The sequence below is a fragment of the Burkholderia sp. HMSC10F09 genome (genome assembly GCF_001806955.1).
Taxonomy (GTDB): domain Bacteria; phylum Pseudomonadota; class Gammaproteobacteria; order Burkholderiales; family Burkholderiaceae; genus Burkholderia; species Burkholderia multivorans.
Genome location: NZ_KV786767.1, coordinates 1 through 15,050 on the forward strand (window position 1 = coordinate 1; position 15,050 = coordinate 15,050).

A 15,050-nucleotide genomic window follows, 5' to 3' on the forward strand; every position below is an offset into this window, starting at 1 on the left:
CGCCACGCATCGCGGGCCGCGCCGCGCCGCGCGAGGCCGGGCGGCCGCGCGGCGCACCGGCTACAATGTCGGTTTCCCGTCTTCGCCGCTCTTTCGCCATGTCCGCGACTCCTACCGCCGCTTCCGCCGCCCCGCTCGACGCGTCCTACACGCGCGGCGCCGAACTGCCCGCGCTGCTGAAATCGCGGATCCTGATCCTCGACGGCGCGATGGGCACGATGATCCAGCGCTACAAGCTCGACGAAGCCGCGTATCGCGGCGAGCGCTTCAAGGATTTCCCGCGCGACGTGAAGGGCAATAACGAGCTGCTGTCGATCACGCAGCCGCAGGTGATCCGCGAGATCCACGACCAGTACTTCGCGGCGGGCGCCGACATCGTCGAAACCAATACGTTCGGCGCGACGACGGTCGCGCAGGCCGACTACGGGATGGAAGACCTCGTCGTCGAGATGAACGTCGAATCGGCGAAGCTCGCGCGCGCGTCGGCCGCGCAGTACGCGACGCCCGACAAGCCGCGCTTCGTCGCCGGCGCGATCGGGCCGACGCCGAAGACGGCGAGCATCTCGCCCGACGTCAACGATCCGGGCGCGCGCAACGTGACGTTCGACGAGCTGCGCGACGCGTACTACATGCAGGCGAAGGCGCTGCTCGACGGCGGCGTCGATCTGTTCCTCGTCGAGACGATCTTCGACACGCTGAACGCGAAGGCCGCGCTGTTTGCGCTCGACCAGCTGTTCGAGGACACCGGCGAGCGTCTGCCGATCATGATCTCGGGCACCGTGACCGACGCGTCGGGCCGCATCCTGTCGGGCCAGACCGTCGAGGCGTTCTGGAATTCGCTGCGCCACGCGAAGCCGCTCACGTTCGGCCTGAACTGCGCACTCGGCGCGGCGCTGATGCGCCCGTACATCGCCGAGCTCGCGAAGCTCTGCGACACGTTCGTCTCGTGCTATCCGAACGCGGGCCTGCCGAACCCGATGGCCGAAACCGGCTTCGACGAGACGCCCGACGTCACGTCGGGGCTGCTGCGCGAGTTCGCGCAAGCCGGCCTCGTGAACCTCGCCGGCGGCTGCTGCGGCACGACGCCCGAGCACATCGCCGAGATCGCAAAGGCGCTCGCCGACGTGAAGCCGCGCCGCTGGCCGAGCCAGTACAGCGAAGCCGCCTGATCCGACTGCCCGAAGCACGCCCCTCATTACACGAATTCGCACCGCCATGACCGATCACACGATGCGCCTTGCCGGCCTCGAGCCGTTCAACGTCACGTCCGGAACGCTCTTCATCAACGTCGGCGAACGCACCAACGTCACCGGCTCGAAGGCGTTCGCCCGGATGATCCTCAACGGCCAGTTCGACGAGGCGCTCGCGGTCGCGCGCCAGCAGGTCGAAAACGGCGCGCAGGTGATCGACGTCAACATGGACGAGGCGATGCTCGATTCGAAGGCGGCGATGGTGCGCTTCCTGAACCTGATCGCGTCGGAGCCGGACATCGCGCGCGTGCCGATCATGATCGACTCGTCGAAGTGGGACGTGATCGAGGCCGGTCTCAAGTGCGTGCAGGGCAAGGCGATCGTGAACTCGATCTCGCTGAAGGAAGGCGAGGACGCGTTCGTCCATCACGCGAAGCTGATCCGCCGCTACGGCGCGGCGGCCGTCGTGATGGCATTCGACGAGCAGGGCCAGGCCGACACGTTCGCGCGCAAGACCGAGATCTGCCGGCGTTCGTACGACGTGCTCGTGAACCGCTGCGGCTTTCCGCCCGAGGACATCATCTTCGATCCGAACATCTTCGCGGTCGCGACCGGCATCGAGGAGCACAACAACTACGCGGTCGACTTCATCGAAGCGACGCGCTGGATCAAGCAGAACCTGCCGTACGCGAAGGTGAGCGGCGGCGTCTCGAACGTGTCGTTCTCGTTCCGCGGCAACGATCCGGTGCGCGAGGCGATCCACACGGTGTTCCTCTACCACGCGATCCAGGCCGGGATGGACATGGGGATCGTCAACGCGGGCCAGCTCGGCGTGTATGCGGATCTCGATCCGGAGCTGCGCGAGCGCGTCGAGGACGTGATCCTGAACCGCCGCCCCGACTCCACCGACCGGCTGCTCGAGATCGCCGACAAGTTCAAGACCGGCGCCGCGAAGAAGGAAGAGAACCTCGAGTGGCGCAACCAGCCGGTCGAGAAGCGGCTCGCGCACGCGCTCGTGCACGGCATCACGAACTTCATCGTCGAGGATACCGAGGAAGCGCGCGTGAAGATCGCCGCGGCCGGCGGCCGCCCGATCAACGTGATCGAGGGGCCGCTGATGGACGGCATGAACATCGTCGGCGACCTGTTCGGCCAGGGCAAGATGTTCCTGCCGCAGGTCGTGAAGTCCGCGCGCGTGATGAAGCAGGCGGTCGCCCATCTGATCCCGTTCATCGAGGAAGAAAAGCGGCTGCTCGCGGAAGCGGGCGGCGACGTGCGCGCGAAGGGCAAGATCGTGATCGCGACCGTCAAGGGCGACGTGCACGACATCGGCAAGAACATCGTGTCGGTCGTGCTCCAGTGCAACAACTTCGAAGTCGTCAACATGGGCGTGATGGTGCCGTGCAACGAGATCCTCGCGAAGGCGAAGGTCGAAGGCGCGGACATCATCGGGCTGTCCGGCCTGATCACGCCGAGCCTCGAGGAAATGGCCTACGTTGCCTCCGAAATGCAGCGCGACGACTATTTCCGCGTGAAGAAGATTCCGCTGCTGATCGGCGGCGCGACGACGTCGCGCGTGCACACGGCCGTGAAGATCGCGCCGAACTACGAGGGCCCGGTCGTCTACGTGCCCGATGCGTCGCGCTCGGTGTCGGTCGCATCGAGCCTGCTGTCCGACGAAGGCGCGGCCAAGTACCTCGACGAGCTGAAGGCCGACTACGAGCGGATCCGCGATCAGCACGCGAACCGCAAGGCGCAGCCGATGGTGACGCTCGCAGAGGCGCGCGCGAACAAGACGAAGATCGACTGGGCGAACTACACGCCGGTGAAGCCGAAGTTCATCGGCCGCCGCGTATTCAGGAACTACGACCTGAACGAACTCGCGAACTTCATCGACTGGGGTCCGTTCTTCCAGACCTGGGATCTCGCGGGCCCGTACCCGGCGATCCTGAACGACGAGATCGTCGGCGAATCGGCGCGCCGCGTGTTCTCCGACGCGAAGTCGATGCTCGCGCGGCTGATCCAGGGTCGCTGGCTGACCGCGAACGGCGTGATCGCGCTGCTGCCGGCGAATAGCGTCAACGACGACGACATCGAGATCTACACCGACGAATCGCGCACCGACGTGCTGCTCACGTGGCGCAACCTGCGCCAGCAGAGCGTGCGTCCCGTCGTCGACGGCGTGATGCGGCCGAACCGCTCGCTCGCCGACTTCATCGCGCCGAAGGAATCGGGCGTCGCCGACTACATCGGGATGTTCGCGGTGACGGCCGGCCTCGGTGTCGATGCGAAGGAAAAGCAGTTCGAAGCCGATCACGACGACTACAGCGCGATCATGCTGAAGGCGCTCGCGGACCGCTTCGCGGAAGCGTTCGCCGAAGCGATGCACGCGCGCGTGCGCCGCGAGCTGTGGGGCTATGCGAGCGACGAGACGCTCGACAACGACGCACTGATCGCCGAAAAGTACACGGGCATCCGCCCCGCGCCCGGCTATCCGGCATGCCCGGACCACCTCGTCAAACGCGACATGTTCACCGCGCTGCACGCGGACGAGATCGGCATGAGCGTCACCGATTCGCTCGCGATGCTGCCGGCCGCGAGCGTGTCGGGTTTCTATCTCGCGCATCCGGACAGCCGCTACTTCTCGGTCGGGAAAATCGGTCAGGATCAGCTCGAGGACTACGCGCGCCGGATGGCGCTGTCGCTCGACGACGCGCGCCGCGCGCTCGCGCCGCAGCTCTGAATGCGGCCGCGCGCCCGCGGCCGTTTCGTCAGACAAAAAAAGCCCGCGCGAACGCGGGCTTTTTGCTTCGTTGCGGCTTGTGCGGACGGCGGCGGTCGCAGTGGCGCTCAGAAGCCCCAGTGCACGTCGGCCTGAGCGGCCTTCGCTTCGCGCAGCATCGCGAGGAACGGCGCGACGCGCTGCGCGAGGCTCGGCGGCACTTCGTGGTGCGCGTGGTCGGCGTCGTCTTCATGGAAATGGCCGGCGTGCTCGGCGCGCTCCTGCTTCGCCTGCGCGACCGCGTCTTCCAGCTTCGCGATCGCATGATCGAGTTCGTCGTGCGTAATCACGCCGCGTTCGCCGAGTTGCTTGCCGACGAGGCCCAGCACATACACGGCGAAATCCTTCAGCACGTCGAGATCCTGTGCCGCCTTGCTCTTGAACGTAATCATGACAATTCCCTTTTCATCTTGTTGTGCCTGCGGGGCGCGCGTTGCGGAACGCCGGCAGACCGGCGTCCGGCCTCGCGGACGCGGGGCGCCTGAGCGGCATATTAGCACCTGTTAAAATTCTGCGATCCCTGAAACGCGCGCCGCTGCGGCGCGCCGGCGGGCCGGCCCGGCCGTCCGCCACCAACGAAGCCTCCTATCAGCATGCTGCCAGCACAAAAACAGACCCTCGAAGCCCTGCTCGCGGATAGCGTTCAGCAGGTCGCACACGCGCTGAAAGGCGCCGACGCGGCAAACGCCGGCGTCGCGTTCGTCGCCCCCGCGATCACGCTCGAGCGACCGAAGGTTGCCGCGCACGGCGACGTCGCATGCAACGTCGCGATGCAGCTCGCGAAGCCGCTCGGCACGAATCCGCGCCAGCTCGCCGAGAAAATCGTCGCGGCGCTCACCGCCCAGCCGGGCGCGCAAGGCCTCGTCGAGAGCGCCGAGATCGCCGGTCCCGGCTTCATCAACCTGCGGCTCAGCGCCGCGGCCAAGCAGGCCGTGATCGGCGCGGTGCTCGAGCAGGGCCGCGCGTTCGGCACGTCGGATCGCGAAAAGGGCAAGCGCGTGCTGCTCGAATTCGTGTCGGCGAACCCGACCGGCCCGCTGCACGTCGGCCACGGCCGTCAGGCGGCGCTCGGCGATGCGCTCGCGAACGTGATCGCGAGCCAGGGCTATGCGGTGCACCGCGAGTTCTACTACAACGACGCGGGCGTGCAGATCGGCAACCTCGCGATCTCGACGCAGGCGCGCGCGCGCGGGCTGAAGCCCGGCGACGCCGGCTGGCCGGAAGCCGCCTACAACGGCGAATACATCGCCGACATCGCGCGCGACTACATGAACGGCGAGACGGTCGCCGCGAAGGACGGCGAGCCCGTGAAGGGCGCGGGCGACGTCGACGATCTCGACGCGATCCGCAAGTTCGCGGTCGCGTATCTGCGCCGCGAGCAGGACATGGATCTGCAGGCGTTCGGCGTGAAGTTCGACCAGTACTACCTCGAGTCGTCGCTGTACAGCGAGGGCCGCGTCGAGAAGACGGTCGACGCGCTGATCAAGGCCGGCATGACCTACGAGCAGGACGGCGCGCTGTGGCTGCGCACGACCGACGAAGGCGACGACAAGGACCGCGTGATGCGCAAGTCCGACGGCACGTATACGTACTTCGTGCCGGACGTCGCGTATCACGTGACGAAGTGGGAGCGCGGCTTCACGAAGGTCATCAACATCCAGGGCTCCGACCACCACGGCACGATCGCGCGCGTGCGCGCCGGCCTGCAGGGGCTGCACATCGGCATCCCGAAGGGCTACCCCGACTACGTGCTGCACAAGATGGTCACCGTGATGCGCGACGGCCAGGAAGTGAAGATCTCGAAGCGCGCGGGCAGCTACGTGACGGTGCGCGACCTGATCGAATGGTCGGGCGGCGCGGCGCCGGGCCAGGAGGCGGCGCCCGATCTGATCGACGAAGCGACCATCACGCGCGGCCGCGACGCGGTGCGCTTCTTCCTGATCTCGCGCAAGGCCGATACCGAGTTCGTGTTCGACATCGATCTCGCGCTGAAACAGAACGACGAAAACCCGGTCTACTACGTGCAGTACGCGCATGCGCGGATCTGCTCGGTGCTCAACGAGTGGAAGTCGCGCTACAACGGCGAGCTCGCGCAACTGCCGCAGGCGGACCTGTCGCAGCTCACGAGCCCGCAGGCCGCGTCGCTGATGCAGAAGCTCGCCGAGTATCCGGACATGCTCACGCACGCGGCGAACGAGCTCGCGCCGCATGCGGTCGCGTTCTACCTGCGCGATCTCGCTGGCGAATTCCACTCGTTCTACAATGCGGAGCGCGTGCTGGTCGACGACGAAGCGCCGCGCAACGCGCGCGCCGCGCTGCTCGCGGCCACGCGGCAGGTGCTCGAGAACGGGCTGGCGATGCTCGGCGTGTCCGCGCCCGCCAAGATGTAAGCGGCCCGACGCGGCCGGCGAACGGCCGCGGCAGCGCCCGCGGCGCGCACGCGCCGCATGCGTGCCTCCGGCAGGCACGCGTGCGCAGGTGTGCGTGCCGCGACCTTTTCACGATTCTTTTTGCAGGTGACTCAAGCAATGGCACAACCACGCCGCACGTCGAAGCAATCGAAACAAGCCGGAGGAACATTTCTGGGCATCGTGCTGGGCCTGATCGTCGGCCTCGCGATCGCCGTGGTGGTGGCGCTCTATATCACGCGTTCGCCGTCGCCGTTCGTGTCGAAGGTCGCGCCGCCGCCCGCCGACAACGGCGCGAGCCAGGCGCAGCCGTTCGATCCGAACCGCGCGCTGCAAGGCAAGACGCCCGGCCAGCCGGTGCCGCAAGCCGCGCAGCCGGCACCGCCGAACACCGCGCCGGGCCAGGCCGCGAACCAGACGCAAGGCGGGTTGCTGCCCGAGCCGCAGATCGTCGAAGTGCCGCCGTCGGGCAACACCGGCAGCACCGGTTCGAGCGGCACGACGGCGTCGAACAACGGGTCGAACAACGGTGTCGCGGTCCCGCCGAAGACCGCCGACAATCCGCCGCCGAAGAAGCCGCAGCCGCCCGCGGCCGACGACGACCTCGGACGTTTCGCCGCACAAAAGCAGGCGCAGCAGCAGGCCGCCGCGCAGAAGCAACAGCAGCAGCAACAGCAGGCGGCGAACACGGCGAAGCCGACTTCGTCGACATCGTCGACCACCGCTGCAGCCAAGCCGCCGACCGCGAACGATGCGAACACGGGCTACTTCCTGCAGGTCGGCGCTTACAAGACCGAAAGCGACGCCGAGCAGCAGCGTGCGCGTCTCGGCTTCCAGGGCTTCGAATCGAAGGTGTCGAAGCGCGACGTGAGCGGCGTCACGTATTTCCGCGTGCGTGTCGGCCCGTTCTCGAAGTTCGAGGATATGAACTCGGCCCGTCAGCGCCTGTCCGACGCTGGTGTCGACACGGCAGTGATCCGTTTCACGAAGCAGTAAGCATCCGGCCGCGCCCACGCAGAACCCGTTACGTTTCGTAACCCGAACAACCGATTCGACGTACACAACATGAAAAAACTGCTTAGCACGCTTCTTCTGTCCCTGGGCCTCGCGGCCGGCTTCGCGCAGGCGTCGCCGGCGGCGCCCGTCGCCGGCAAGGACTTCGAGGTGATGAAGTCGCCGCAGCCGGTGTCCGCGCCGGCCGGCAAGGTCGAAGTGATCGAGTTCTTCTGGTACGGCTGCCCGCACTGCTACGAGTTCGAGCCGACGATCGAAGCGTGGGTGAAGAAGCAAGGCGGCAACATCGAGTTCAAGCGCGTGCCGGTCGCGTTCCGCGACGATTTCGTGCCGCACTCGCGGCTCTATTACGCGGTGTCCGCGCTCGGCATCGCCGAGAAGGTCACGCCGGCGATCTTCAACGCGATCCACAAGCAGAAGAACTATCTGCTGACGCCGCAGGCACAGGCCGACTTCCTCGCGACGCAGGGCGTCGACAAGAAGCAGTTCATGGATGCGTACAACTCGTTCAGCGTGCAAGGCCAGGTCAAGCAGTCGGCCGAGCTGCTGAAGAACTACGCGATCGACGGCGTGCCGACGATCGTCGTCCAGGGCAAGTACAAGACGGGCCCCGCCTACACGAACAGCATCCCGGGTACCGCGCAGGTGCTCGACTTCCTCGTGAAGCAGGTTCAGGACAAGAAGCTCTGATCCCCGCCCGCGCGCCGGCATGACTACTCCGCTGAAGGTCTTCATCACCGGCGCGTCGAGCGGCCTCGGCCTCGCAATGGCCGAGGAATACGCCCGCCAGGGCGCCGTCCTCGCCCTCGTCGCGCGACGCACCGACGCACTCGATGCGTTCGCGCGACGCTTTCCGAAACTCTCCGTTTCCGTCTACCGCGCCGACGTGCGCGATGCCGACGCGCTCGCCGCCGCGGCCGCGTCGTTCATCGCCGCGCACGGCTGCCCGGACGTCGTGATCGCGAACGCCGGCATCAGCCAGGGCGCGGTGACGGGCCAGGGCGATCTCGCCGCGTTCCGCGACGTGATGGACATCAACTACTACGGCATGGTCGCGACGTTCGAGCCGTTCGTCGGTCCGATGACGGCCGCGCGCCACGGCACGCTGGTCGGCGTCGCGAGCGTTGCCGGCGTGCGCGGGCTGCCCGGCTCCGGTGCGTACAGCGCGTCGAAATCGGCGGCGATCAAGTATCTCGAGGCACTACGCGTGGAACTGCGCCCGGCCGGTGTCGCGGTCGTGACGATCGCGCCCGGCTACATCCGCACGCCAATGACCGAGCACAACCCTTACCCGATGCCGTTCCTGATGGACGCCGACCGGTTCGCCGCCCAAGCGGCCCGCGCGATCGCGCGCAAGCACGCGTTCCGCGTGATTCCGTGGCAGATGGGCGTCGTCGCGAAGGTGCTGCACGTGCTGCCGCGCTGGCTGTACGACCGTCTGTTCGAAAAGGCGCCGCGCAAGCCGAGAGCCCGCGCGCACTGACTTTCCCCGCCGCTCGGCGTGCGCGCCGTTGACCAACGCGCGTCGAACGCGGGCGTGCAACGGTGCTGTTGCAGCTCACGCTCGCCTTCCTCCTGCCGAATCGCATCTCACCGCACTGCCGTGTGATCGCTTTTCCGCTGTTCGCAACGGCCCTGCACCGCCGCTACTCGCTCCGCTGTCCGCACCGCTACCCACCGCTCTTTCGCCGCCCCGGCAGCCGTTCCGGCGCCAACGCAGCCGTATTCCCGCCAATTCGCCGCGTTCGGTCGCCTTTTTTCACGCCGCGCGCGCTTTGACGGTATGCTATCCGGCAGCCGCGCCGGCCCGCCGCCGTGATCGCGCGCCGGCCATTCGTCATCCGCAGAACGCACAAGTCACGAGGGAGATTCCATGCAGGTCAAGCTGTTCGCCGCGGCCGCCGTCGCCGCCGCACTCGCCGCCCCCGGCCTCGTCGCGGCCAAGCCGCTCACCGTCTGCACCGAGTCGAGCCCGGACGGCTTCGACGTCGTCCAGTACAACTCGCTCGTCACGACGAATGCGTCGGCCGACGTGATCTTCAACACGCTCGTGTCGTACGACGAAGCCGCGAAGAAGGTCGCGCCGGCGCTCGCCGACAAGTGGGAAGCGAGCGCGGACGGCCTCACGTACACGTTCCATCTGCGTCCGAACGTTGCGTTCCAGACGACCGACTACTTCAAGCCGAGCCGCCCGCTCAACGCCGACGATGTCGTGTTCACGTTCAGCCGGATGCTCGACGACGCGAATCCGTGGCACAAGGTCGCCGGCGCGAGCGGCTTCCCGCACGCGCAGTCGATGGGGCTCGCGAAGCTCGTGAAGTCGGTCTCGAAGGTCGACGATCTCACGGTGAAGTTCGTGCTGAACGAACCGAACGCGACCTTCGTGCCGATCCTGACGATGGGCTTCGCGTCGATCTACTCGGCCGAATACGCGGACCAGCTGCTGAAGGCCGGCAAGCAGATCGACCTGAACGCGAAGCCGATCGGCACCGGCCCGTTCGTGCTGAAGAGCTACACGAAGGACGCGCTGATCCGCTACGACGTGAATCCGTCGTACTGGGGCGCAAAGCCGAAGGTCGACCGGCTGATTTACGCGATCACGCCCGATCCGTCGGTTCGCCTGCAGAAGCTGAAGGCCGGCGAATGCCAGATCGCGCTGTCGCCGAAGCCGCAGGACGTGCTTGCCGCGAAGGGCGAAAGCGCGCTGAAGGTCGTGCAGACGCCCGCGTTCATGACGGCGTTCGTCGCGCTGAACACGCAGAAGAAGCCGCTCGACAACGCGAAGGTGCGCGAAGCGCTGAACCTCGCGTTCGATCGCGCGACCTACCTGAAGGTCGTGTTCGACAACACCGCGACGGCCGCCAACAACCCGTATCCGCCGAACACGTGGAGCTACGCGAAGGACGTCGCGCCGTATCCGTACGATCCGGCGAAGGCGAAGCAGCTGCTCGCGCAGGCCGGCTTCCCGAACGGCTTCTCGACGACGATCTGGACGCGTCCGACCGGCAGCGTGCTGAACCCGAACCCGAAGGCGGGCGCCGAGCTGCTGCAGGCCGACCTCGCGAAGATCGGCGTGAAGGCCGACGTGAAGGTCATCGAATGGGGCGAACTGATCAAGCAGGCGAAGCTCGGCCAGCATGACATGCTGTTCATGGGCTGGGCCGGCGACAACGGCGATCCGGACAACTATCTGACGCCGCTGTTCAGCTGCAACGCGGTGAAGTCGGGCATCAACTTCGCGCGCTTCTGCGATGCGCAGCTCGACAAGCTGATCGCCGAGGGCAAGGCGACGGCCGATCAGGGCAAGCGCACGAAACTGTACGAATCCGCGCAGAAGATCATTCACGACCAGGCGCTGTGGATTCCCCTCGGCTATCCGACCGCCGCCGCCCTCACGCGCGCGAACGTCAGCGGCTATCGCGTGAGTCCGTTCGGACGGCAGAACTTCGCGACGGTCGCGGTGCAGTAACGCCGCGGCACGCGCGGGCAGCGGCTCGCGCCGCTGCGGCGCGATGCAGCCCGTGCACGCGTGAGGCGAGAAGCGCGCTCGCTCAGCGCGCGATGCGGAACCGCAGCACGCCGTCGTCGCCCTGCTCGCGTACGAGTTCGCCGGCCAGCCACAGCAGGTTCAGATGGGCGATCGCTTCGCCGAGCGCGAACGTCATCTGATGGATATCGAGCTCGCGGCGGCGGAACATGATCGGCACGATGTCGGCCGCGCTCATCGGCCGTTCCGCGCACGCGACGCGCACTTCGTCGAGCCGCGCGTCGTGATGCGCGCGCAGCTGCGCGATGCGCGTGCGCACGCCGCGAAACGGCTTGCCGTGCGACGGCAGCACGAGCGTGTCGGGCGCCATCGTCTCGTAGCGGCCGAGCGACTGCAGATAGAGCGCGAGCGGGTTCGCTTCCGGCTCCAGATCGAACACCGACACGTTCGTCGAGATCCGCGGCAGCACCATGTCGCCCGAAATCAGCACGCCGTCCGCTTCGCTGTGCAGCGCGCAATGTTCAGGCGAATGGCCGTAGCCGGTCACGACGCGCCACGTGCGCGTGCCGATCGTCACGGCGTCGCCGTCGCGCAGGCGCCGGTAGCGCGGCGGCACGGCAGGCACGAGGTCCGAGTAATAGCTGCGGCGGTTGCGCAGCTTGTCGAGCGACGCGGCGTCCGTCAGCCCGTGGCGCGCGAAATGGTCGGCCGCAGCCGCGCCGCCTGCGTTCGATCCGTTGCCGGCCGCCATCAGGCAGCCGAACATGTATTCGCCGAGCGTCATCCATAGCCGCACATTCCAGCGCCGCTTGTCGCCGCCTTCGCAGAGCCAGTTCGCGAGACCGAAGTGATCGGGATGGCAGTGCGTGACGATCACGCGCAGCACCGGCAGGCCGTCGAGGTGCGCGTCGAAGATCTGTTCCCAATGCGTGCGGATCGCGTCCGATGCGATCCCGCAGTCGACCACGGTCCAGCCCGCCTGCCCGTCGATCTCGTCGCGCAGCAGCCACAGGTTGATGTGATCGAGCGAAAACGGCAGCGGCATGCGCAGCCAGCGCACGCCGGGCGCGACCTCGAACGTGTCGCCCGCGGCGGGCAGCGTGTCGGCGAACGGATAGTCGAGTTGGTGTTCCAGTGCGTTCATCGGTGGGGCGTCTCGTCGTTATGTCGGTGCGAAGCGCGGACGGCCAAGCCGCCGCGGGCGTTGCGTCGATTCTATCGCTGCGGCGCAAAACCCGTAGCGGGCGCGGCGCCGACGCACGAAAAAAGTTCGTGCCGGAATCGGCTCAGTAGCGGCATCATTGCGCGAAGATGCTCCGAACGGCGCCGAACGGCCGCCAACATGCCGATTCGCGCACGCGGGCGTGCCGCGCCGGGTGTCATGGAAACGGCGACTTGGGCGCTAAAATGGCGCCTGGAGCGAACAGTCCCCCGCCCCTTTTGAGCGAGCCTGCACGCAATGAATCACTTCCCCAAACTGCTGTCGTCGCAGATCGGCTTCGACGTCGCACAGTCGATGCTCGAGTACTTCGACCGCCACTACCGGATCTTCCGCGAAGCGGCCGTCGAAGCGAAGGCGCTGTTCGAGCGCGCCGACTGGCATGGGCTGCAGCGGCTCGCGCGCGAGCGGATCACGTCGTACGACGAGCGCGTGCAGGAGTGCGTCGAGGTGCTGCAGGACGAATACGACGCGGAGAGCATCGACGACGAAGTCTGGCAGCAGATCAAGCTCCATTACATCGGTCTGCTGACGTCGCACCGCCAGCCCGAGTGCGCGGAAACCTTCTTCAATTCGGTGTGCTGCAAGATCCTGCACCGGTCGTATTTCAACAACGACTTCATCTTCGTGCGCCCGGCGATCTCGACCGAATACCTCGAGAACGACGAGCCGGCCGCGAAGCCGACGTATCGCGCGTACTATCCGGGCACCGACGGGCTGGCGGTCACGCTCGAACGGATCGTCACGAACTTCCAGCTCGAGCCGCCGTTCGAGGATCTCGCGCGCGACATCGCGTGCGTGATGCAGGCGATCCACGACGAATTCGGCCGCTTCGACGAAGCGCCGAATTTCCAGATCCACGTGCTGTCGTCGCTGTTCTTCCGCAACAAGAGCGCGTATATCGTCGGCCGCATCATCAACGCCGATCGCGTGCTGCCGTTCGCGGTGCCGATCCGCCACGTGCGGCCCGGGCTGCTCGCGCTCGACACCGTGCTGCTGCGCCGCGACCTGCTGCAGATCATCTTCAGCTTCTCGCACTCGTACTTCCTCGTCGACATGGACGTGCCGTCCGCGTACGTCGATTTCCTCTGCACGATCATGCCTGGCAAGCCGAAGGCCGAGATCTACACGTCGGTCGGGCTGCAGAAGCAGGGCAAGAACCTGTTCTACCGCGACCTGCTGCATCACCTGTCGCATTCGAGCGACCGCTTCATCGTCGCGCCGGGGATCAAGGGCCTCGTGATGCTCGTGTTCACGCTGCCGTCGTTCCCGTATGTGTTCAAGATCATCAAGGATCACTTCCCGCCGCCGAAGGAAACGACGCGCCGGCAGATCATGGAGAAGTATCTGCTCGTGAAGCGCCACGACCGGCTCGGACGCATGGCCGACACGCTCGAATATTCGAGCGTCGCGCTGCCGCTCGCGCGGCTCGATCACGCGCTGGTGCGCGAACTCGAGAAGGAAGTCCCGTCGCTGCTCGAGTACGAGGGCGACAATCTCGTGATCAAGCATCTGTACATCGAGCGCCGGATGACGCCGCTGAACCTCTATTTGCAGAACGGCACCGACGCGGAAGTCGAGCACGGCGTGAAGGAATACGGCAACGCGGTAAAGGAGTTGATGAAGGCCAACATCTTCCCCGGCGACATGCTGTACAAGAATTTCGGCGTCACGCGCCACGGCCGCGTCGTGTTCTACGACTACGACGAGATCGAGTACCTGACCGACTGCAACGTGCGCCGCGTGCCGCCGCCGCGCAACGAAGAAGACGAGCTGTCCGGCGAACCGTGGTATACCGTCGGCCCGCACGATATCTTTCCCGAGACTTACGGTCCGTTCCTGCTCGGCGATCCGCGCGTGCGCGCCGCGTTTCTCAAGCATCACGCCGACTTCTTCGATCCGGCGCTGTGGCAGGCGAGCAAGGACAAGCTGCTGCAGGGCGAACTGCCCGATTTCTTTCCGTACGATGCGTCGCTGCGCTTCTGCGTACGCTATCCGGAGCGCTTCGGCGCGACGGACGAGCGTGTGCCGGCGCGTGGCGCGCAGCGTGCGGCCTGATGTGTTTCACCCGAACCGATATCGAACGATTCACGATGACGGACACCACCACGATGAATACCCAAGATCACCCGCTCTCCCACCTGTTCGACAACAACGACGCCTGGGTCAAGCGCCAACTCGCCGACGATCCGCAGTTCTTCGCGCGCCTCGCCGATCAGCAGGCGCCGGAGTACCTGTGGATCGGCTGTTCCGACTCGCGCGTGCCGGCGAACCAGATCATCGGCCTGCCGCCGGGCGAAGTGTTCGTCCACCGCAACATCGCGAACGTCGTCGTCCACACCGACCTGAACTGCCTGTCGGTGATCCAGTTCGCGGTCGACATCCTGCGCGTGAAGCACATCATGGTGGTCGGCCACTACGGCTGCTCGGGCGTGAACGCGGCGCTGCACAACCGCCGCGTCGGCCTCGCCGACAACTGGCTGCACCACGTGCAGGACGTGCGCGAGCGCCACGCGGCGCTGCTCGACGAATGGCCGGTCGGCGAAGCGCGCTATCGCCGCCTGATCGAGCTGAACGCGATCGAGCAGGTCGTCAACGTCTGCCGCACGACGATCGTCAACGACGCATGGGCGCGCGGCCAGTCGCTGACCGTGCATGCACTCGTGTACGGCGTGCACGACGGCCGGATGCGCAACCTCGGGATGGCCGTGTCGAACTTCGATTCGCTCGAGGAGACGTATCGGCGCTGCGTCGCGTCGCTGACCGCGCGCGGCGAACACGCGCCGGACAACGACATCATCGCGGCCGACGCCGCGCGGCTCGATGCGGTCGCGCAGTCGGTCGCCGATACGCTGAAGCACGGCGACGGCAACTGCTGAGCGCCGAACGCGCGCGTCGCGACGCACCCATCGCGTCGCGCGCCGCGATCGTCCCGCGACGCGCCGGCATC

11 protein-coding genes are annotated in these 15,050 nt (G+C 66.7%); 9 read left to right on the plus strand and 2 right to left on the minus strand.

The genetic code is table 11. The features are described from left to right. The first annotated feature begins 98 nt into the window (after positions 1–98). Both HMPREF3115_RS17375 and metH read left to right on the plus strand, forming a co-directional pair. Entirely contained in the window at positions 99–1,169 is a 1,071-nt protein-coding gene (locus HMPREF3115_RS17375) for a homocysteine S-methyltransferase family protein (protein WP_006398117.1), read from the plus strand. 46 nt (positions 1,170–1,215) lie between these two features. Next, entirely contained in the window at positions 1,216–3,933 is a 2,718-nt protein-coding gene (metH, locus tag HMPREF3115_RS17380) for a methionine synthase (RefSeq protein WP_053296782.1), read from the plus strand. A gap of 107 nt (positions 3,934–4,040) precedes the next feature. Here the strand turns inward: metH and HMPREF3115_RS17385 are convergent, their stop codons facing one another. After that, positions 4,041–4,364, minus strand: coding sequence for a DUF1840 domain-containing protein (locus HMPREF3115_RS17385; RefSeq protein WP_006407093.1), 324 nt, complete (start codon positions 4,362–4,364; stop codon positions 4,041–4,043). 201 nt (positions 4,365–4,565) lie between these two features. On the opposite strand from HMPREF3115_RS17385, the gene argS reads away from it, so the two are divergent. The 5 genes from argS (at position 4,566) to HMPREF3115_RS17410 (ending at position 10,863) form a co-directional block, all read left to right on the plus strand. Further along, on the plus strand, positions 4,566–6,362 hold the full coding sequence (argS, locus tag HMPREF3115_RS17390; protein ID WP_070555348.1) for an arginine--tRNA ligase: 1,797 nt from the start codon (positions 4,566–4,568) through the stop codon (positions 6,360–6,362). 138 nt (positions 6,363–6,500) lie between these two features. Then, positions 6,501–7,376: an SPOR domain-containing protein gene (locus HMPREF3115_RS17395; protein WP_070555351.1), complete on the plus strand. Its 876-nt coding sequence runs from the start codon at positions 6,501–6,503 to the stop codon at positions 7,374–7,376. A gap of 69 nt (positions 7,377–7,445) precedes the next feature. Beyond that, positions 7,446–8,084, plus strand: coding sequence for a thiol:disulfide interchange protein DsbA/DsbL (locus tag HMPREF3115_RS17400; RefSeq protein ID WP_006398112.1), 639 nt, complete (start codon positions 7,446–7,448; stop codon positions 8,082–8,084). Between the two features lie 19 nt (positions 8,085–8,103). Continuing rightward, positions 8,104–8,877, plus strand: a complete 774-nt coding sequence (locus HMPREF3115_RS17405; protein WP_006407096.1) for an SDR family oxidoreductase — start codon at positions 8,104–8,106, stop codon at positions 8,875–8,877. 390 nt (positions 8,878–9,267) lie between these two features. Beyond that, positions 9,268–10,863 carry an ABC transporter substrate-binding protein gene (locus tag HMPREF3115_RS17410; RefSeq protein ID WP_070555354.1) on the plus strand — a complete coding sequence of 532 codons (1,596 nt, stop codon included), beginning with the start codon at positions 9,268–9,270 and terminating at the stop codon, positions 10,861–10,863. An 82-nt stretch (positions 10,864–10,945) separates the two neighbouring features. On the opposite strand, the gene HMPREF3115_RS17415 is transcribed toward HMPREF3115_RS17410, so the two are convergent. Next, a complete protein-coding gene (locus HMPREF3115_RS17415) occupies positions 10,946–12,025 on the minus strand; it encodes an MBL fold metallo-hydrolase (protein ID WP_006410863.1) in 1,080 nt (359 codons plus the stop codon). A 315-nt stretch (positions 12,026–12,340) separates the two neighbouring features. Between HMPREF3115_RS17415 and aceK the strand changes: the two genes are divergently transcribed. Then, positions 12,341–14,158, plus strand: coding sequence for a bifunctional isocitrate dehydrogenase kinase/phosphatase (aceK, locus tag HMPREF3115_RS17420; protein WP_070555356.1), 1,818 nt, complete (start codon positions 12,341–12,343; stop codon positions 14,156–14,158). 53 nt (positions 14,159–14,211) lie between these two features. Further along, entirely contained in the window at positions 14,212–14,979 is a 768-nt protein-coding gene (gene can / locus HMPREF3115_RS17425; RefSeq protein ID WP_035488935.1) for a carbonate dehydratase, read from the plus strand. Positions 14,980–15,050: the final 71 nt, after the last annotated feature.

Bases quoted from the DNA above. Each gene is read 5' to 3' on its own strand.
- HMPREF3115_RS17375 (WP_006398117.1), top strand. From the start codon at position 99: ATGTCCGCGACTCCTACCGCCGCTTCCGCCGCCCCGCTCGACGCGTCC.
- metH (WP_053296782.1), top strand. From the start codon at position 1,216: ATGACCGATCACACGATGCGCCTTGCCGGCCTCGAGCCGTTCAACGTC.
- HMPREF3115_RS17385 (WP_006407093.1), bottom strand. From the start codon at position 4,364: ATGATTACGTTCAAGAGCAAGGCGGCACAGGATCTCGACGTGCTGAAG.
- argS (WP_070555348.1), top strand. From the start codon at position 4,566: ATGCTGCCAGCACAAAAACAGACCCTCGAAGCCCTGCTCGCGGATAGC.
- HMPREF3115_RS17395 (WP_070555351.1), top strand. From the start codon at position 6,501: ATGGCACAACCACGCCGCACGTCGAAGCAATCGAAACAAGCCGGAGGA.
- HMPREF3115_RS17400 (WP_006398112.1), top strand. From the start codon at position 7,446: ATGAAAAAACTGCTTAGCACGCTTCTTCTGTCCCTGGGCCTCGCGGCC.
- HMPREF3115_RS17405 (WP_006407096.1), top strand. From the start codon at position 8,104: ATGACTACTCCGCTGAAGGTCTTCATCACCGGCGCGTCGAGCGGCCTC.
- HMPREF3115_RS17410 (WP_070555354.1), top strand. From the start codon at position 9,268: ATGCAGGTCAAGCTGTTCGCCGCGGCCGCCGTCGCCGCCGCACTCGCC.
- HMPREF3115_RS17415 (WP_006410863.1), bottom strand. From the start codon at position 12,025: ATGAACGCACTGGAACACCAACTCGACTATCCGTTCGCCGACACGCTG.
- aceK (WP_070555356.1), top strand. From the start codon at position 12,341: ATGAATCACTTCCCCAAACTGCTGTCGTCGCAGATCGGCTTCGACGTC.
- can (WP_035488935.1), top strand. From the start codon at position 14,212: ATGAATACCCAAGATCACCCGCTCTCCCACCTGTTCGACAACAACGAC.